This is a genomic window from Streptomyces lydicus (assembly GCF_004125265.1).
GTDB lineage: Bacteria > Actinomycetota > Actinomycetes > Streptomycetales > Streptomycetaceae > Streptomyces > Streptomyces lydicus_C.
The window spans coordinates 4,374,972-4,393,557 of sequence record NZ_RDTE01000003.1; the positions used below are offsets into that span (position 1 = coordinate 4,374,972).

Genomic DNA, 18,586 nt, shown 5'->3' on the forward strand with positions numbered 1-18,586 from the left:
CCCGCCCAGGGCACCGCCCGGCGACCTGCGAGTACCGGCCCGTTGACCGCACCCGTGACGAGCTCCACCCGGTTCTTCAGCCCCGCGGTCCGCGCCGCTGCAAGTAGAACTGGGCAGTTCCCTCCACCCCCATGTACGGGAGGTGCATGATCCTCCCGTCCTCCTTGCCGATGACAGCGCATCCCACCGCGGGCGGCGGCTGCGAGGGCGAGGCGGCAGGCGGGAACTGGTCCGGCAGGATGACGTACCCGTGGCTGAATTCCCGAGCGATCAGCCCCCCGGCACTGCCGTCGGGCCGACGCCAGCCGTAGTGGGGACGAGCCATCTCCACGGCCTCCTCCGGAGTCCTGGGGCCCACGGGTGAGGGGGTGTTCATATTGCTCATCGAAACTCCTTCATGCAGAAGATGCGCCTCCTCCCGCCGCCGGCCGCGCGGAGTCGCACGCAAACGATCTTCACCGTACGGCGATCCGCCGGGCAACCCGAGTGCCGGACCGGGGCCTGATCCATCGCCCACGCCCCCAACGGCGCCCACCTGACAACCCACCCAGGCCGAGTGAGCCCCAACTGGTGCGATGCGCACCACATAAGAAGTTCGAACATCCGGGCCCTACTGCATACGAGGGCGCAGGACAAGAGGGCCCGGCGGGCTGCGGAGGACCGTGAACGTACGCTGCCGCTGATGTCAGCTCTAGATGCCAGGCCAGGTGCAGATATCCGGTGTGATGTCAGGCAAGCCGAGGCACGATGGCCAGCGCGCGGTAGTCGTACCCATCCTGCTTGAAGCCGGGGGCTTCCCAAGTGAGGTCGACTTGTTGTCCGGGCGACAGCGAGCGGAAGCCGGCCATCTGAACGTCGGAGAAGTGCGCAAAGCAGCCGCCGGGTGTCTCAGGGGAGTCGAGCACGCCCCAGCCTTCCTCGTCACGCCACTCACGGACCGTCGCAGTAACCATGGGCGAACGCTACGCGGGATCTATCGGCGCCGATGCATACTCCGCACACGGCCATCGTCCGCCCCCTCCCCGCGATTTCTCGGTAGTTCGGGCACGACAGAACTCGGTGGCCGGTAAAACCCTTCGATCAATCTCCAGCGCTGGCAGAAATCTGGTAATCAAGGCCTGGATCAGGCGGGCCGCATTGCAGGATCTCTTCCACTGCGGTCCAGACGTCAAGAGGTACGTCATAGCAGTAGATCATCCAGGGATCGTCGGCATCCGGGGCGATCACCTCACGAATCTTGATGATCTCCTCCCGGCCGATGGCACGCTGCGTACGCAAGAACTCGTCCTGCTTGCTGTAACCGTCCAACGACCACGCGACGTGCGGCTCTTCCCCCACCATGATCTCAGCGTAAGGGGATGCCACATAAGTTCGCTTCTCGATTCCCGGGCATTGGCTGGCCAGGCTCCCTGCCTGGGTTGGGCCGCGAGACCGGCGCTCCGGCCAGGCAGGCCGGCATGGGCGGGCCGCCGTATCGCCACCGTCACGAATACGGGCGCGTAAGCGGACCGGCCCCTGATCCGTGGCTCAGGGGGAGGTATCTGCTGCCGCGATGTGGCCGAGCCCGTCATGGGCGCTCCGCTCAGTTCCCCACCGGCGTGGCATAGATGCTCGTGCCCCATGTGTGCCCGATCTGACGGGAAACCACGGGGAACACAGGGCATCGTCGGGCCGTACGCAGGGAACCGGCCCCCGACCAATGTCGCTGGTCAAGAGCCGGTTCCGTTACCTCATCTGCGGAGGCTGTGGGATTTGAACCCACGGTGACGTTGCCGCCACGACAGTTTTCAAGAGCGTTCCGGCTCCGGCGGCCATCAGTGTTCTGACCTGCGACTATCCCGTTAAGGAGATCCAACCTGCCGCCGGTGGCCCGCACATGGCCCACAGGTCTGCCGTCAGACACTCACGGAGCCCAGCAACGAGGACTCTGGCGTCGGCCGGTCTGTACCGGCGAACGAAGGCAACCCGTGAGCGTGATCCAGCACCGATTGTCGTAGGTATTAGGTAGCTTCCAGTTAGTCGGGGACCTGGGGAGGGGCAGTGGCAGAGCAGCCGGTGCAAGCGGAGACGAGCGGGCCTCAGCGGCCTCGCACCTATGAAGAGATCATCAACGACGCGTGGACGACTGAGGATGAGCAGAAGCGCGCCAAGGCGGACTCCTTGCTGGGGCACATGGCGGCTCTCCTGCTCCAACGGGAAGACACGGAGCACGTTAATTTGCTCCTGATTGTCCGAGATGCCGTCATCGAGCATGACGGTGAATCGCGCTCAGACGATCTGTGGCTGGAGATTGATCCCGGCAACTATGCGGCTTTCACTAGCGAAGTACAGGCGCATCTGGCTTCGGTGTTCCAGCAGGTCAGCGGTCGTCTTGGCTACGGCGTTGATTGGCTTGGCTTTCGTGAGACTCTGCCTCAGATTGGGCCTGACTGGCGCGAACGGCTGCAAGAGATGATGAACGCCGATCGGCCCACAAACCAGGCGCGGCGGACCATGCCTGAGAAGCCTCAGTGGATGCTCGACGGGCTAGCCTTCACGAACTTTGGTGAGCGGCGGGTCTACCAAGCGTTGAAGCACCTGCAGGAGAAGGGACTTCCGCCCGAGGAGACAATCTCAATCTTCCCTCTGCCAAACGGGAGGATCCTCGGTCACACCTGGGAGCCTGACCTGGTTGTGACTTACCGAGGGCGAGCTGGTGTCCTTGAGATCGACGGGCCTGACCACCGCGCGCGGCGGGCGATGGACACCTCACGGGATCACTTGCTTCGGGATGCTGGCATCGCGTACGTGGACCGGATCCCCGTGGAAGTCATAGACAACCCACAGGAGCTGTTGACCTCGCTTAAGAGGTTCCTCCGACGCTTGCGGGAGTGTCCCTGATCTCAATGCGTCCACGGGGCTTTGTCCACCGCATGCCCGTCAGCCATCACCGCGGCTGGCTTCGTAGCCATGTTCCAGATAGGCCACCCGCCCATCGGCCCGTGCCATTACTGCTGCCTCGATCCGGCGGGCGAGCCGCGGGATCGTGATGGCAGCGACGGCGTCAAGCGGGTGGAAGTCGTAAGACCCGATCTCCGCGGCTTGCAGCTGAATCTGCTCCCGGAGTCGTGCTGGCAGGACCCCACCGTCGAAGAGGTAAAGCACCTTGTCCCCTTCCGAGGGGCTGGGTGCCCAGTCCACGGCGAGCAGTCGGCCGATCTCCGGCGAGATCCCCAGTTCCTCGCGTACCTCGCGCACGCAGGCCTGAAGCGGAGACTCTCCAGTCTCGACGTAGCCCCCCGGGATCTCCCGGTAGTCCTTGTACGTCGGCTCCAGCATCATGACCCGACCCTGCTCGTCAAAGAACAGCGCGCCCGAGGCCATCCTCGGGCGCGCCATCTTCGCCTCGTGCTCGTTGTCGCTCATGCGAACGAGCCTAAGCAGCTCACACCACTCGTAGCCGCTCCGCCAGGTCGGCGATCGGCCGGCTCGGGCGACCACGGGTTCCACGGACCCAGCCGAGGACGAGGTCTCGGCTCATGTAGTGGTGCCTGACCTGCTCGGGGGCAAGTTGCTCGGCTTCCAGGACGGCGGCGAGCGCGTCGTCGGTGCGGTTCCAGGCGCTCAGTGCCCGAGCGACCTCCGGGCCGTGCCAGACCCGCCGCTCCATCGGGAGACCGCTGGTGTCCACCTGCGGGCCGAGGTCCAACGCGACCTGGACGTCGCCCAGCTCGCCGGCAGCGGCTACGCGGTGGATCGCCACGTTCGTCGGGCCGAAGGCCGTCCACATGTGGTTGGCGTCGGTGCCAAGCCGGGAAGCAGCAGTCTCCGCCTCCTCAAGGAACTCCTGAGCTGTCGCTCGGTCTTCCGCTCGGGCCGCGGCCATGGACCCGGTGAGGAACAGCGTCCCGTAGATGGACAAGTACGCCGATGTCGGTTCGCCGAGGCCCGGCTCCAGGTAGCCAGCTGCATCCTTCACAAGCTGTGCGGCCGTCTCGAAGCGTCCCGCGGAAAGCAGGCAGTGGGTCACGGATCGGAACAGCGACCCAATGATCACCTTGTTCCCGCTCGGCTGCGCCGCGGCGAGTCCTCGGTCCGCGGCGATCCAGGCCAGCTCGATCTCGCCCAGCTGCCGAGCACCAGAGCGGCACCCTGGGGTAGGTCATGGCGAGCAGGCCCGCCATGGACGAAGCAGCAGCGACGGAACGCTTCGCAGAAGCGGCCAAGGACGAGCGGCAGGCGAGCTGTTCAAAGTTTCTTTACTGGATCAAGGCGGCCCGCTACGCGGGCCGCGCGCGCTGGCGGCCGAAGGCCGCCGACGCTCCTGTCTACCGCCCCGCTCTCGGCAGCCCCCGGCAGCTCAGCGCGCAAGGACAACAAGCGTTCCGACAGAGCCCAGGAAGCAACCCGACCAGCCCGAAGCAGCACCACCGGGCCGACACCACGGCAGCGCCCCACACAGCCACCGCGACCAGGCGCACGCGACCAGCAGCCAGGCCACGCCGAATTCGCGGTGACACCTCGCAGTTCGCGGGCCAATCCAAACAGGGCAGCGTGGCCCAGGCCGGAGGGGGCGCGGGTGACACACGTGACAGGTGCTCCCCACAGCGCGGGAGCGTCGTAGCTGACTTTCTGTGGCTGAGGCCCAGGACCGCACCCGCTCCTACCTCTGACTTCTGCCGCCCGGTCAGGAGCCAGGCATGAGAAAGCCCCGCTCGTTTGCTGCGAGACAGCAGACGGGCGGGGCGAACTGACAGGCGCAAGTCAACAGCGGCGCCAAGCCACGGCTACGCAGCCAGAGCGGCGATTCGCTCCGAGACCTCCCGGACCTTCGGCTCATTCTTGACGGGCCGAAAGGCACGACGGACATCTTGCAGGCGTTCCACGCCACGCCGCGAGTGGATGCCGTCTTCGATGAGATCGGCGGCCTTGTACGTGGCGTCGAGCGCACCGTCCAGGTCACCGGTCTTCTGATAGGCCAGAGCCAAAGTGCCGTAACGCACCGCCTTGTCGCGCGGTGCAGCCTCGGTGACCGAGCGTTCCAGCGCCTCCGTGGCCCTTTCTGCCTGCCCCGTGGTGAGGAGGAAGCGCCCCTCCGTGGACCGGAGCTGCGCCTCACCGAACCAGGCCAGGTAGGAAGGAGCGTCCGAGGCATCGACTCGACCTAGGGCATCGAACGCGCGGTTGAGCGCCGCTGCCGCCTTCCGCTTGTCGCCGGCCTTGTTGTAGACGGTGGTCTGGTGGGCGGCGAGCGAGGCCCGCATGATGGCCGGCACCCGGCCCCGGATGGCTTCTGCGGTATCCATCAACCCGACAGCAGCGAGCTGTTCTTGGTGATTGGCCGCCTGGGTGGCCATGAAGCACAGAGTGTGCGCCCCGAGCGTGTCGTCACCCGCAGTCTTGGCTGAACGGAGAGCCACGGCGTAGTGCTGCTGGGCGGCACTGTGGAGGCTGGCGTCGTAGCTCATCCAGCCCAGGAGGCAACACACTTCGGCGGCTAGCACGTAGAGCTGTTTCGCCGTCTCTTCCGTGTACCGGCCGTTCTCCAGCATGCGCATGATCAGCCGGAGATCTGTCCGGGCGGACTCCAGGAATTCACCGCCGCCCGTCACCTGCTCCATGCTGCGCAGAGATTCCACCCTGCCGCGCATGTGATCCACGGTGGCAGAGGTGACCCTGTCACCGGACGCAGCTGCGGCGATGGCTGGGTCGGCCGTCGCCCACTGGGCACCGATGCCCACGAGTGCCATGCCACCGATTCCGAGAAAAGCCCTCCGGTCCATAGGTCCACTCCCAGCAAGTGAGGTCAGGGACTTCAGCGTAGCCTCCTGCGTCCAAGGCGCAGCAAGGTCGAAGGTGTTGTCCCCCGCAAGCAACCAGCGCGGCCATGGCTCCGACAAGCGCACGGCGTCGGAGATTCGAAGCACCCGCCCGATAACCATCTGGGTGATGTCGTCAGGCGCATGATCGCCGCGTTCCCACTTGAAGACCGTCGAACGGGTGGTCCCCAGGTTGTACCCCAGGCCCCGCCCCTCAAGGCGGATCAACTGGGCGAACTTGGTCTTGCCCAGGCCGGCCTCGACCCGCGCGTAGGACAGGGGGTGGTGTAACAAATCCGCCGGATACCCGGTCATCAGGTCCTCCCATCGGCCCGCATGCACACTCAACATAGCGCTGCCGACGCTTCCTGGGTCCAGGTGCGGAGCACCCTGAAACCCCCTGAAACCTTATGAGTTGAGGGGCCGCGGGTGGATGTTCTTGTACTGCCCGGAGTTCCCGGGCACCGATGGACAAGGCATGCGGAGGTGTGATCCACCATGCCCGCACGACTCTCCTCAGCGCCCTCATACGGATTCCGCGTGACGCCTGCCAACAGGTCAGTTGGCGACGCCCGGCGGCGGATCGCAGAACGTGTCCGCCGCTGGCGCACGGGAATCACCGCTGTCCAGGTCGACGACCTCTTGCTGTTGAGCAGTGAGGTGATCACCAACGCCGTAACCCATACGGGCGTGGCCTGTGTGGTGTGCGTGCGGTGGACCGGCGCGGAAGTGAGGGTCGAAGTGACCGACCGCGACCCGCAGCCCCCGCATGTCGTCAGCACCGTACCGGCATCGGAGAGCGGCAGAGGCTTGTGGCTCGTCTCCGCCTTGGCAACTGCTTGGGGAACGAAGCAGGGCCCGGCGGGAAAAGTGGTCTGGTTCGAGATCGCGGTCGGCGGTTCGCCGACCGAGGCGAGACCTGTGGCCACCGTCGCGGATACAGACGGGCCATGCGCTCAGGCCACTCGACCTCGATGAGCCGACGCGCGCAAACGAATGTGCTGCACGCCCGACGGCGGAATGCCTTGAAGCCCCTCTTAGCCATGCACGAGAAGGAAGGATCAGATGTGAAAGTACTGTCATCCGCCGGGAGGCACCCCGGCGCGCGAGCCACATCCCGTCGCGGCGATGTGGTCACCCGGTGTCTGGAATGGACGTGGGCACTGGGAACGGTCGCCGCGATGATTTTGCTCCTCCAGCTCGTCCACAACGACCTCGGCAGCCATCCAGGGGCGTGGGCCTCGGCGGCTCGAACCTTGCCGGACGAAGCCGCCTTCCAGAGCTGACTTCGCTCACGTCGCCTGAACGAGCTTTGCCCAGAAGGCTCCCCCGCCGCGCGCAGGGACTGCGTCACAACTCCCAGGGCCTGCCGTCACTCAAGCTCGCAGCGGCAGGACACCGAATCCCTTCACTCTCGCCCTCCAACGACGAAGGAGCAGAGATAAGTGATCGATCACCCCGCTTTAAGGAACATCAGCCATGCCGTGCCTGTCCGGGTCACGGTGGACCGGACCCTCCGCGTCAAGGTCATCGACGCCTGTGGCATGACCTGCACCTTCTGCCACAACGAAGGAACGCCGGTTAGCGCGGACAACCACGAGGACCACGCGGGAGAATTCGGAGCAGCAGGCCGCTCCGGCCGGGTCTCGATCTACCTCGCCACCAACGGTGCTCGCTTCATCACCGCACCCATATTCCCCGATGACACGTTTCACGCGGCGCTGACACAGCTCCGCGACGTGCTGGACTTCAACGAGGTCCACCTGACCGGCGGAGAACCGACGCTCCACCCCCGCCTACCTCAGATCGTCGACGTGTCCCGATCGGCCGGCTACAAGGTCAGCGTCACATCGAACGGGGAGAACGGCGGGCGCGTCCTCCCTGGCTGTGCCACGGCCGGCCTGGACCACGTGAACTTCTCCATCTTCGGAACCACTGCCGAAGAACTGGCCCAGGTACAGAACACCCGCTACCGCTCGCATTCCCTGGCAGGACGCAAGATCGATGCGCTGGAGAAGTCAATCAGCCTGTCGCTCGACCTGGGACTTGGCGCTCGGGCCAACGTCGTCATTCCGAACCGACGCCACGTCCGGCGCGTGCACCGGCTCCTGGAGAAGTACTCACCCCAGCTCTCGGTCCGCGTCCTTTCCTCCCTCGCCGACGGGGAGGAGTCGCTGCAAGCCATCGATCTCCTCCTGGAGGAACTGCAAGCTCGACCGACCGAGGTGACGCTGATCGCAGGCACGTCGGGCTTCAGGATCGGCTACCAACTCCCAGACGGGCGCGTGCTTTTCGTGAAGCACATACGATCGCTGCGGCTGCCAGAGACCTGCGTCGGCTGCCGGTTCAACAACAGCACTGACTGCCACGAGGGCTACTACGGCGTTCGGCTCTACCGTGACCCGCGCGGAACGTTCCACGTTGGCGTATGTATCCAGCGCATGGACCTGTGCCTGCCGCTCGAAGAGTTCGTCACCAGCACCGTGTGCAGCGAGATCAGGAAGCTGCGCGAGCAGGACTATCACGACCTCACTGCGTAGCCCCGCGACCAGAGGAGAGAGATGGCACAGCACGAGTACGAGGCCAAGTTCCTGGAGATCGACGTGGATGCCCTGCGCGATCATCTGAAGGCCGCCGGCGCAGAGCAGGTCTTCCCCAAGACCCTGTTCACCCGCCTGATCTTCGAGAACGACACCGTTCAAGGCGAGCAGTGGCTACGGCTGCGCGATGAGGGAGGCAAGACCACCCTGACGTTGAAGCAGGTCACCGACGCCAGCCACATCAACGGCACCACGGAAATCGAGGTCGAGGTCAGCGACCTGGAGAAGACCGCAGAACTCCTTAAGGCCCTCGGGCTGCGCCAGGTGCGCTACCAGCAGAACTACCGGGAAGAGTGGCAGCTCGACGGCGTCACCTACGACCTCGACACGTGGCCCGGCCTGCCGACCTTCCTGGAAATCGAGGGTTCCTCGGAGCAGGCGGTGCGCGCAGCGGCGGCTGAACTTGGCTTCGATTACGGCGAAGCCCGCTTCGGCAGCATCGACCTGATCTACAAGAGCGAACTGAACAGGGACATCCTCGCCGAGGACACCCTCCTGTTCGTGTGAGTTTCCCGCCCATCTGCGCCCCCAACGGTTTAACCGCTGGGGGCGTTCGCGCGCCCAACGCAAAACCAGCCGCTGTGCGTGCCAGATCCGTGCCAGATGGGGCGGTAAAACGTGGTCAACGTCGGTCAGCCACGGACACCCATCGGTCGGGCACGGAAACGGCCCCCGACCGGGAAATCCCAGGTCAGGGGCCGTCCGCCTGCGGAGGCTGTGGGATTTGAACCCACGGTGACGTTGCCGCCACGACAGTTTTCAAGACTGTTCCCTTAGGCCGCTCGGGCAAGCCTCCCCGCGGCACCGCGGCGCGCGGGGCGCTCGGGTGTCGCGGGATCAGACTAGCGCGTCACTTGTCGCCCGTGCGCTGGCCCAGGGTGACCTGGGTGGTGTGCTCCTTGCCGCCGCGCTTGTAGGTCAGGGTGACCTGGTCGCCGGGCTTGTGCTGCCAGATCTCGCTGATGAGGGTGGGGCCGCTGTCGACGACCGTGTCGTCGAGCTTGGTGATGGTGTCGCCGGGCTTGAGGCCCGCCTTGTCGGCCGGGCCGTTCGGGGTGACGGAATCGGAGCCGTTGTTGCCGGTGCGGGCGATGGTCGCGCCGTTGCCGGTGTCCCGCATGCCGACCTGGACGCCGATCTGGGGGTAGACCGGCTTGCCGGTCTTGATCAGGTCCTGGGCCACCCGCCGCGCCTGGTCGATGGGGATGGCGAAGCCCAGGCCGATGCTCCCGGACTGCTGGGACTCGCCGCCCAGACCGCCGCCGTTGCCGGCCGACTGGATGGCGGAGTTGATGCCGATGACATTGCCGGCGGCGTCCATCAGGGGACCGCCGGAGTTACCGGGGTTTATCGAGGCGTCGGTCTGCAGGGCGCTCATGTACGAGGCGCTGGTGCCGCCGCCGTCGCTGGAGGCCACCGGGCGGTCCTTGGCGCTGATGATGCCGGTGGTGACCGTGCCGGACAGGCCGAAGGGCGCGCCGATGGCGATCGTGGCGTCGCCGACCTGGACGTTGGAGGACTTGCCGAGCGGGAGCGGGTTGAGCGGGGCGCCGGAGGCGTTCTTCAGCTTGACCACGGCGACGTCGTAGCCCTGGGCACGGCCGACGACCTCGGCGTCGTACTTCTTGCCGTTGGAGAACGTCGCGGTGAGCTTGCCGCCGTCGGCCGCGCTGGCGACGACGTGGTTGTTGGTGAGGATGTGGCCCTGTTTGTCGTAGATGAAGCCGGTGCCCGTGCCGCCGTCGCCGCCGGCCCCCTGCGCCTCGATCGTCACGACGCTGGGCAGCGCCTTCTGCGCTATCCCGGAGACGGAGGTGGGCTTGCGGTTCAGTGCCCCGGGGTCGCCGGAAGCGGAGACCGTCGTCGAGTCGCTGTCGCTCTGGCCCGCGGCCCAGAAGCCGATGCCGCCGCCGATGCCGCCGGCGACCAGCGCGGCCACCAGGACGGCCGCGATCAGGCCGCCGTTGCGCCGTTTGGGGGCGGGGCTGCCGGTCGTGCCCCAGGGGTCGCCGCCGCCACCGTAGGGCGGCTGCTGGCCCCAGCCGCCGGCACCGGCTCCGGGGCCGGCCGCCGAGTAGGTGGGGAACTGGCTGGTGCGGTCGTCCGCCGGGGCGTCGCCGGGGTGGCCGTAGCCGGGCTGCGGGAGGCGGCCGTCGCTGTAGGGCGGCATCCGGCCCGGTTCGTCGAAGCCGGAGCCGGAGGCCGAGGTGACGGTCGGTGCGAACTCCGGCGGCGGAGGCGCCGCGGGCGGGGCGCCGGGAGTCCGGGCGCCGGAGGCGGAGGCGCTGTCCGGCTGCGGCCCGGTCGGCGGCCTGGCCTCCGACGGGACGGCGGCTCCCTCGTTCTCGGTGCTCACAGGTCTCTCCTCAGCTTCACGACTGTCGGCGCCCACGGCCTGGCGGGAGGGTTTCCCCTCCGCCCTGCGCCCCAGCCGACTCTGCGGGTCCGGGGCGGGCCGTTTCTTCCGGGGCTTGCGGTTCGGCCGGACCCTGGGGGTGCGTCCGGGTGGTGCGGTACGGCGGGCCGTGCGGTCCGCCGGGTGATGCGGTTGGTGCGGTTGATGCAAGTCGGTGCGGTGGGAGGCCCGCGGGCCTCCCGGGTGTCTGTTCCGGTCCGGAGGGGCCGGCCGGCCCTCCGGTTGTACAGTTCCCCCTTGCCGGACGGGGGACCCGGTACTCCAGCATCAAGGATCCGGGCGGTACGGGCGAGTCCCGTCCACGGACCGGAGTCCGCGGATCGGGGTCCGCGGGCCATGGCTGCAGGCCCGGTCCGCACCTCCCGGCTGTCGCGAGACCCGGTCCGCGGGTCCGGTCGGCGCTACGGGCCGGACGGTACGGGCGAGTCTCCCTTCACAGCCTTTCCCACCGCGCGTCAGAGCGCCGTAAGCCAAGGCTGTGACTGTCACCTCATCCTTTATGCCGGACAAAACCGGCGCATCCCCGGTTCCGCACCCCGGGGTACGCGCCCGGCGGCCCGGCGACGGTGGATGGCACGATAACGCGGTGACCTATGCACGCCCCGCCCAGGACGGCCGTCCGGGCCGTCCCGCCATTTCCGTCGTCGCCCACCGCGGTGCCTCCGAGGACGCCCCGGAGCACACCCTCGCCGCCTACCGCAGAGCGATCGAGGACGGCGCGGACGCCCTGGAGTGCGATGTCCGGCTCACCGCGGACGGCCACCTGGTGTGCGTCCACGACCGGCGGGTGAACCGCACCTCCAACGGGCGCGGCTCGGTCTCCGCCCTCGAGCTCGCCGACCTGGCCACGCTCGACTTCGGCTCCTGGAAGGACGACGGGTCCGCGAACGAGGCACCGGACCGGCAGCACGAGGACCCCGAGCGGACCTCCGTGCTGACGCTGGAGCGGCTGCTGGAGCTGGTCGCCGACGCCGACCGCCGGGTCGAGCTGGCCATCGAGACCAAACACCCCACCCGCTGGGCCGGGCAGGTGGAGGAGCGGCTGGTCGAACTGCTCGCCCGGTTCGGGCACACCGGACCGGCCACCCGTACCGACCGGGCCTCCCAGGTCCGCGTCATGAGCTTCTCGGCGCGCTCGCTGCACCGCGTACGGGCCGCCGCGCCCGGCATCCCCGGCGTCTACCTGATGCAGTTCCTCACCCCGCGGCACCGCGACGGCCGGCTCCCGCCCGGCGTCGGCATCGCGGGCCCCGGGATGCGGATCCTCCGCGCGCACCCCGAGTACGTCGCCAAGGCCCACCGGGCCGGCCACCGGGTGCACGTGTGGACCGTCAACGACGCCGAAGATGTCGAGCTGTGCCGGGAATTGGGCGTCGATGCGGTCATCACGAACCGCCCCAAACAGGTACGTACGCAACTCGGCCTTGGCTAAAGCTCCTCACAGGGAGTGCACCGGCGCATTCGGGCCGTATGCGGTTATGTCCCGTGCGTCACCGTGTGCCGCTTGGCCGGTTTCCGGTCCAGTCCATTGGGGCATTCATCCCGTGGCGTGGGGCAAAGGAGGTCTCGGGGGTGGCGTTGGTGGTGGCACACGAGGTGCCGACGTCGTCGATCATGGCCGTACCCCATGGTCCAGTGGGTGTGGGCATGGCCAGACGACGCATGCGTGAAGAGCTGTTGGCAAGCGGAGTTCAGGACAGTGTCGTCGATGACGCGGTGCTCGTCCTGTCGGAGCTGTTGAGCAATTCGTGTCGCCATGCGCGTCCGATATACGAACACGGATCACCGGGTTCCGTAACTCCCGGCACATCCGTCACACCCGGCGCGAAGGACGCCCCCGCGGCATCCGTGCGGGCCTCCTGGCGCATCGACGCCCAGGGCCGGCTGACCGTCTCGGTCACGGACGGCGGCGGTCCGACCCGACCCCTTCCGTCCACTCCGTCGGTCACGGCACGCGGCGGCCGCGGACTGGCGATCATCCGGTCGCTCGCCAAGGACTGGGGCGTGCGCGACACGGTCACCGGCGAAGTCACGGTCTGGGCGGTCCTCTCCCTGCAAGGCGCGTTCGCTACGCGCGTGGACCTGGTGCCCGATCTGCCGCCCTCGCTCACCACGGGCGCCGGCGTGCGCAACGGGCTGCCGTTGGGGCCGGCCTTCCCGGGGTTCGACGATCTGACGTAGCGGCAGGCGTCGGCACGCCGAGGCCCGGCGGCGACGGGGCGGCGTCCGGGCCGGGACACGCCGGCGTCCGGGCGGCAGGCATGACACGGCCCGGTACGCAACCGGGCGCCGGCGCGTGGGTGATCCTCTAGGCTCGCGCAGATACGCGTCCGTACGTCCAGGATCGACCAGGAGACCCCGTCGCCATGGCCAAGAAGCGCCGTCCCCAGCCCCAGGCCGCAGCACCGCAGATCAAGGACGGCGAGGTGCCGGTCGTCGGCGCTCGTGAGCCCTGCCCGTGCGGCTCCGGCCGCCGGTACAAGGCCTGTCACGGGCGAGTGGCGGCGCATGCCGCCACCGAGCTCGTACAGCGCCCGTTCGAGGGCCTGCCCGGTGAGTGCGACTGGGTGGCTCTGCGCGAGCTGGTGCCCGCCGCCACCGCCGAGTTGACGCTGAAGGGCGGGCTGCCCGAGGGCGTCCCGTCCGTGACGCTGGCGACCGTCCTGCCGATGGCGTGGCCCGCACTGCGCCGCGACAACGGCGCGGTGCTGCTCGGCCTGCAGAACGACACCGCCTCCGGCGACCTCAGCCGCGACCTCGCGGACACCCTGCAGCGCGCGCTGGCCACCGAGCCCGGCAACCCGGTCCCCGCCGAGCGGCACTCCGCCGACGGTCCGCGGCTGCAGGACCTGCTCGACCCGGACGCCGCTTTTGAGCCGACTGTCCACACCGGTTTCGAGTTCTGGGTGGAGAACGCCGAGAACGCCACCGGCGAGGTCGCCGCCTCTCTGGAGCGGGCCAACGCGGCGGCCGTCCCGACCGCCCGGATCCCCGGCCTGGAGGGCGCGTACTGGTGCGAGGCCCCGGAGAAGAACCACCTGCGCTGGGTCACCGCGCACCCCGAGGAGCAGCTGCTGGACGCGCTCGCCCGGCTGCACGCGGCGGGCGCCGCCTCGCTCGGCGAAGGCACCCGTCTGGTGGGCTCGTTCCGCGCCCATGGCCTGGTCGTCCCGGTCTGGGACCTGCCGTCCGAGATGGGCGCCGACGAGGTCGCCAAGCCGGCCGCGGCGTTCGCCGAGCGACTGGCCGAGGCCCTGGCGACGGACACCCCGCTGACCCCCGAGGAGCGCCGGGCGCGCGGCGGGCTCACCAACCGTCAGGTCACCCTGAGCTGATCGTCCCGTCCTCGGCCGTGGTCCGGACGCCCTCGGGGACCCCAGGCGTGACGCCGGTCACAACTCCCCGTACCTGCCGGTAAAGAGGCGTCCGGAATTCCACGATCGAATTTGCGAACCGCCGATCTCTTGTTACGGTTCTAGAAGCCCGGTCGCTGGTGCATCCCCCGTCGCCAGCGACCGGGCGCTTCCATGTCCGGAACCAGGCATTCCGCTTGGCTCGTCCGGGGGCTTGCCGGCCCGCGGCCTCGATGCCCCGGCTCCCCGGCAGCCCGCCGCCTCAGCGCTCCGAACCGCCGTCCGTCGCGGACGAGTTGCTGCCGGACCGCAGCAGCAGCCGCTCCCCCGCCGCATCGGCGATCTCCGTCACGGCCGCGTACGGTGGCCGGCTCCGGTGGACGGTCGGGGTGGCCGGCGTCTCGCACACGCCCGGCGCACCACCCGCTGCCACCTCACAGTTCACCTGGACGGCCCTGCCGTCGGGCCGCAGCAGCGTCAGTACGGCGCGGAGCCGGCCGCCGGTGCGGTTGCGGTAGTACGTACGCCCCCAGGTGGCACCGTCCTCGGCGAGCACGCAGGTCTGGGCGGCGATCCCCTGGGGAGCGGTGAGTTCGGGGCCGCAGCGGGAGGTGCGGCCGGAGAAGTGCGGCAGACCGGGGCGGCCGGAGGAACCGACCGGCCTCCCGGAGCCGGCGGCGGCAGCGCGGGTGCTCTTGCCCGGCTTGCTGCCGTTGTTTCCCCTGCTTCCCTTTTCCTCCGAGGGGCTATTTTCGGCCTTGACCGCCTCGCCGGATCCCGTTCCCGGGGACGAGGTGCCGGCCGGGCCGGCCATCGCGGCGCCCAGCGGCACGGCGAGGGCGAGCAGCGCCGTGCCGGCGAGCCCGATCATGCGGATCTTCTGCGCACGCTGCATGGCCCCCACCTGCACTCGATATGCCGCTGACCACGGCTTGACGGTGGGCCGAACCTATCGGCCGGCGGGGGTGCGCCCGGGCACACGGGCGCCGGTTTCCCCGAGAGATCGGGGCAGGTCGCACCCGTACGGGTGATCCGCCGCGGGGCGTTCCTCGCGTCCGCCCCTCGGCCGTCGGCGCGGCGCCGGATCCGCCCGCCCCTTTGTCACTCATCCGTCCGCGCGTCCGTCCGCCTGCGCCCGTCCGCCCCTCATCCGTCCGCGGCAGGTGCCCGCACAGCACGAGGGCGCCCGAGTACGTATCGGGCGCCCGGAGCATCCGCGAGAGTCAGTACGCGAGCCGGCTGCCGCCGTCGGGGGAGCCGGTGCTCGCCGTGACCAGCGCGTCCACGATCGTGGCCACCTTCGGCAGCCAGGGCGCGGCCGGGGTGACAGCAGGCGGCCGCTCCCAGCGGACCTGGCCGGCGCCGATCTGGGAGGGCGGGAGCACCACATAGCCGCCCTCGCCGTGGAACCGCAGCGAGCTGGGCACCCAGTCCTGGGAGTGCAGCAGCTCGCCCAACTCCGGCAGGCCGTACGGCGAGACGAGCAGCGACCAGCGGGTGGGCGTGGCCAGCACGGGGCCCAGGCGCACACCGAAGTGGTCCAGCGCCGCCAGGGCGCGGGCCCCGGCGACCGCGGGCAGGCTCACCGCGCAGGGCGCGCGGCCGCCGGTGGCCAGCACGACCGGGGCATCGGGGCGGTTCGTCCACCACCAACGCACCATCCGCGCATCGGTGGTGGCCGCGAGCAGACCGGGGTCGAAGGGGTGCGCGCCGGGCACCACACAGTCGGGGTCCGGGCAGCTGCAGCGGCGCGTGATCCGCTCGCCGAGGCCGAGCCGGGCGCCGGCCGGCTGCCGGCCGCCGGACCTGAGTCCCACACCGGGAAGTACGGGCCACTGCCACTCGGTGGCGTAGTGGAGCGCCGCACCGAGCTGCGCCGGCTTTCCGCCGCGCCGGAACAGGAGCTTGCGTCGCCTTCCGAGGATCTCGCGCATGAGCGCTCGTTCCTTTCCGTTAACGCCGAGGGCTTTGTCCATCGCACTGCATGGCACTACATGCCGGGTTCACCATCGTTTCGCGCCGGGCCGCTGCATGCCGTTGTGGGGCGTGCCCTGCGGCCCGGCCGGGGAGCCCGGGGTCGATCGGCATCGATCACGCCACGTGGTCACTGGTCACCGCGTGTGCAAAGCAGCGCATCACGCCGTACGCCGGGCGTGAAGTGTGGCGGGGGGTGGCGTGCGTTGGCGCTTGCACTTCCGTGGTGCAGTCCCCGCCTCTTGGGAGTGCGTCGCGGTCGTCGGGTTGTTAGACGCCGGTGCCCGCCGGAGAGTTCCGGTACGGCGCCAACTGACTCCGCACCTTTCCGAGTACGTACCCGCCACTGTGGTGATGACGCGCTGCTGATCGCCGTCAGTCGACCGCAAATTGACGTTCGGGGGGCTTTTTTCAGGCCAATCTACAGACCTCGCTGACACCACAAACCCCATGGGGACAATGCTGGACATCGCATCGCTGCTCCGTGTACATCTGGAGGCATTAATAGCGGAGCAGCATGACATGGGGGTTTGCGATGCTATTGAGGAAATTGAGCGGCCGGCCTTACCGCGCAACATCACTCAACAAAATGCCGCACTCCCTACCAAAAAGCTTCCTGACCTGGGGTAATGCCAGGCTTAACGAAAGCCGTCGGCCATGACCACCCCTCACGTGCCGAAAGTGGCTGGAATCGAACCAGTCCTTCCCGCCCCCGCGCACACTGTCGACCCGCACGGGCCGAAAGCGCCCCCCGGAGGCGCTGCCGGCGCCCCCTCCGACGCCTCGTCAGACGGCTCGCCTGACGGCTTGTCCGGCACCTCCGCGGACGGCTCCCCGGGTGCGGCACCCGGCTCCGCGCCCGGCACCGTCCCCGACATCTCCGTGGTCGACCAACTCGCCGCGGTCCAGGACCGGCTGTCCGGCTGGATCTCCGACCTCAGCACCCTGCACGATCTGACCGAACGGCTCGCGCGCACCCGAACGCTGGAGGACGCCCTCCACGAGCTGCTGCGCGCCGGCGCCTCCCTGGTCGGCGCGCGCCGCGGCCTGGTCGTCCTCGCACCGTCCGACGGGCTCGGCCCGGAGACCACCGTCGGCCTCGGCCTCGGACACGCCGAGATCGGGCACATCGAGACCGTCCCGCGCCGCGCCCTGTCGTACGCGCGGATACTGGACGGCCTCCCTGAGCGGGCCACCGGCGACGACACCCGGTCCGGCCCGCTCGACGACGCCCGCCATCCGACGCGCGACGGGGGCCGTGCCGCCGGCCCCCGCGACGACGGTCCGGCGGGCCCCTGCACCGAGATCGCCGAACCCGACATCCCCGGTGAGAAGGACCTCGACCCCCGCCTGCGCGAGGTCGCCGCCCGCCTCGGGTACGCCGCGAGCTATGCGGTCCCGCTCTGCGCCGAGCCCTTCGGCAGGACCGGCGCCGCGGTCTGGCTCTACGACGAACCGGCCGAGCCCACCGCACGGCAGCGCCATCTCGTCGGCCTCTACCGCACGCACGCCGCCGAACACCTCGCCCGCCTCCTCGAACTCCACCGCAGCCGCCGGGCCGCCGAAACCCTCCGCGAGGAGCTGTTGCCCCACCGGCTGCCACGGATCCCCGGCGTACGCCTCGCGGTGCGGCACAGCACCGGGCCGCGCGGCGGCGGCGACTGGTACGACGCACTGCCGCTGCCCGACGGCGCGCTGGGCCTGGCCATCGGTTCGGTGACCGGCTCCGGGCCGAGCGCGGTGGCGGCCATGGGGCGGCTGCGGGCTTCCCTGCGCGCCTACGCCGTCATGGAGGGCGAGGATCCGGTCGCGGTCCTCTCGGACCTCGAACTGCTGCTGCGGCTGACCGAGCCGGCCCGCAGCGCCACCGCGCTGTTCGCCTACACCGAGCCGCCGCCCGGCGCTCCGGGCGGGCCGCCGGTGCTGCCCGGCGGCATCGCCGACCCGTTCGCCCGCAAGCTGCTGCTGGCCGGGGCCGGCCACTGCCCGCCGCTGATCCTCGGCGATCTGCGGACCGAGTTCGTGGAGACCTCACTGTCCGCACCGCTGGGCATGCTGGCCTGCTGGGAAGCGCCGAGCGTGGAGATCGAACCGGCCGGCGGCGAGACCCTGCTGCTCTACAGCGACGGGCTGCTGCACCGCACCGGCGAGCCCATGGACCGCGCCTTCACCCGGCTGCACGCGGCCGCCGCCGGCGTTCCCAGGGCGAGCCGCCATGATCCGGAGGCGGTCGTCGATCACATCGTGCGCACGATGCTGCCGCAGGGTCTGGACGATCCGTCGTCGGAGGAGGACGTGGTGCTGCTCGCGGCGTACTTCGAGGAGTAGCGGCGTGCGTCGGGAAGCAGGGGAGGCCCGGGGCCGCAGGCCGGGCCGGACCGGGCACGGAGCCGCGCGCCGGGGCGTACGCCGGATGCAGGGGAAGCACCGGATATCGGAGACCCG

At 69.3% G+C, this 18,586-nt stretch carries 17 protein-coding genes and 1 tRNA gene; 8 read left to right on the forward strand and 10 right to left on the reverse strand.

The genetic code is table 11. From position 1 onward, the window contains the following. Nucleotides 1-76: 76 nt before the first annotated feature. The 3 genes from D9V36_RS21570 to D9V36_RS21580 all read right to left on the reverse strand — a co-directional run bounded on the left by D9V36_RS21570 (nt 77) and on the right by D9V36_RS21580 (nt 1,341). Nucleotides 77-385 (reverse strand): hypothetical protein, encoded by a 309-nt coding sequence (locus D9V36_RS21570; RefSeq protein WP_129295228.1) that lies wholly within the window; start codon nt 383-385, stop codon nt 77-79. Nucleotides 386-728: 343 nt separating this feature from the next. After that, on the reverse strand, nt 729-953 hold the full coding sequence (locus tag D9V36_RS21575) for a cold-shock protein (protein ID WP_129295229.1): 225 nt from the start codon (nt 951-953) through the stop codon (nt 729-731). Nucleotides 954-1,080: 127 nt separating this feature from the next. Beyond that, nucleotides 1,081-1,341: a DUF7683 domain-containing protein gene (locus D9V36_RS21580; RefSeq protein ID WP_129295230.1), complete on the reverse strand. Its 261-nt coding sequence runs from the start codon at nt 1,339-1,341 to the stop codon at nt 1,081-1,083. Between the two features lie 699 nt (nt 1,342-2,040). Between D9V36_RS21580 and D9V36_RS21585 the strand changes: the two genes are divergently transcribed. Continuing rightward, nucleotides 2,041-2,880 (forward strand): hypothetical protein, encoded by an 840-nt coding sequence (locus D9V36_RS21585; RefSeq protein ID WP_129295231.1) that lies wholly within the window; start codon nt 2,041-2,043, stop codon nt 2,878-2,880. Between the two features lie 39 nt (nt 2,881-2,919). Here D9V36_RS21585 and D9V36_RS21590 read toward each other — a convergent pair whose 3' ends face one another. From D9V36_RS21590 to D9V36_RS21600, 3 genes are all read right to left on the reverse strand, one after another. Next, entirely contained in the window at nt 2,920-3,405 is a 486-nt protein-coding gene (locus tag D9V36_RS21590; protein WP_129295232.1) for an NUDIX domain-containing protein, read from the reverse strand. Between the two features lie 19 nt (nt 3,406-3,424). Then, nucleotides 3,425-3,958 carry a hypothetical protein gene (locus tag D9V36_RS21595; RefSeq protein WP_241720969.1) on the reverse strand — a complete coding sequence of 178 codons (534 nt, stop codon included), beginning with the start codon at nt 3,956-3,958 and terminating at the stop codon, nt 3,425-3,427. A gap of 808 nt (nt 3,959-4,766) precedes the next feature. Further along, a complete protein-coding gene (locus D9V36_RS21600) occupies nt 4,767-6,113 on the reverse strand; it encodes a transcriptional regulator (RefSeq protein ID WP_129295233.1) in 1,347 nt (448 codons plus the stop codon). 225 nt (nt 6,114-6,338) lie between these two features. Here D9V36_RS21600 and D9V36_RS21605 point away from each other — a divergent pair, with 225 nt between their 5' ends. From D9V36_RS21605 to D9V36_RS21615, 3 genes are all read left to right on the forward strand, one after another. After that, nucleotides 6,339-6,776 (forward strand): ATP-binding protein, encoded by a 438-nt coding sequence (locus tag D9V36_RS21605; RefSeq protein WP_164993002.1) that lies wholly within the window; start codon nt 6,339-6,341, stop codon nt 6,774-6,776. 467 nt (nt 6,777-7,243) lie between these two features. After that, nucleotides 7,244-8,338, forward strand: coding sequence for a radical SAM protein (locus D9V36_RS21610; RefSeq protein WP_129295235.1), 1,095 nt, complete (start codon nt 7,244-7,246; stop codon nt 8,336-8,338). A 21-nt stretch (nt 8,339-8,359) separates the two neighbouring features. Next, nucleotides 8,360-8,905: a class IV adenylate cyclase gene (locus tag D9V36_RS21615; protein ID WP_129295236.1), complete on the forward strand. Its 546-nt coding sequence runs from the start codon at nt 8,360-8,362 to the stop codon at nt 8,903-8,905. Between the two features lie 202 nt (nt 8,906-9,107). Here D9V36_RS21615 and D9V36_RS21620 read toward each other — a convergent pair. Together D9V36_RS21620 and D9V36_RS21625 are read right to left on the reverse strand one after the other, a co-directional pair. Then, a tRNA-Ser gene (locus D9V36_RS21620) sits at nt 9,108-9,194 on the reverse strand. Nucleotides 9,195-9,248: 54 nt separating this feature from the next. Beyond that, nucleotides 9,249-10,754, reverse strand: coding sequence for a S1C family serine protease (locus D9V36_RS21625; RefSeq protein WP_129295237.1), 1,506 nt, complete (start codon nt 10,752-10,754; stop codon nt 9,249-9,251). A 646-nt stretch (nt 10,755-11,400) separates the two neighbouring features. Here D9V36_RS21625 and D9V36_RS21630 point away from each other — a divergent pair. From D9V36_RS21630 to D9V36_RS21640, 3 genes are all read left to right on the forward strand, one after another. Continuing rightward, a complete protein-coding gene (locus tag D9V36_RS21630) occupies nt 11,401-12,246 on the forward strand; it encodes a glycerophosphodiester phosphodiesterase (protein ID WP_129295238.1) in 846 nt (281 codons plus the stop codon). 53 nt (nt 12,247-12,299) lie between these two features. Then, nucleotides 12,300-12,995 carry an ATP-binding protein gene (locus D9V36_RS21635; RefSeq protein WP_431357687.1) on the forward strand — a complete coding sequence of 232 codons (696 nt, stop codon included), beginning with the start codon at nt 12,300-12,302 and terminating at the stop codon, nt 12,993-12,995. Nucleotides 12,996-13,180: 185 nt separating this feature from the next. After that, on the forward strand, nt 13,181-14,149 hold the full coding sequence (locus tag D9V36_RS21640; RefSeq protein ID WP_129295240.1) for a DUF5926 family protein: 969 nt from the start codon (nt 13,181-13,183) through the stop codon (nt 14,147-14,149). A gap of 280 nt (nt 14,150-14,429) precedes the next feature. On the opposite strand, the gene D9V36_RS21645 is transcribed toward D9V36_RS21640, so the two are convergent. Beyond that, on the reverse strand, nt 14,430-15,062 hold the full coding sequence (locus D9V36_RS21645; protein ID WP_129295241.1) for a hypothetical protein: 633 nt from the start codon (nt 15,060-15,062) through the stop codon (nt 14,430-14,432). A gap of 328 nt (nt 15,063-15,390) precedes the next feature. Further along, entirely contained in the window at nt 15,391-16,101 is a 711-nt protein-coding gene (locus D9V36_RS21650; RefSeq protein ID WP_129295242.1) for a bifunctional DNA primase/polymerase, read from the reverse strand. A gap of 697 nt (nt 16,102-16,798) precedes the next feature. On the opposite strand from D9V36_RS21650, the gene D9V36_RS21655 reads away from it, so the two are divergent. Then, entirely contained in the window at nt 16,799-18,469 is a 1,671-nt protein-coding gene (locus D9V36_RS21655) for a PP2C family protein-serine/threonine phosphatase (RefSeq protein WP_129295243.1), read from the forward strand. The last annotated feature ends 117 nt before the right edge of the window (nt 18,470-18,586 follow it).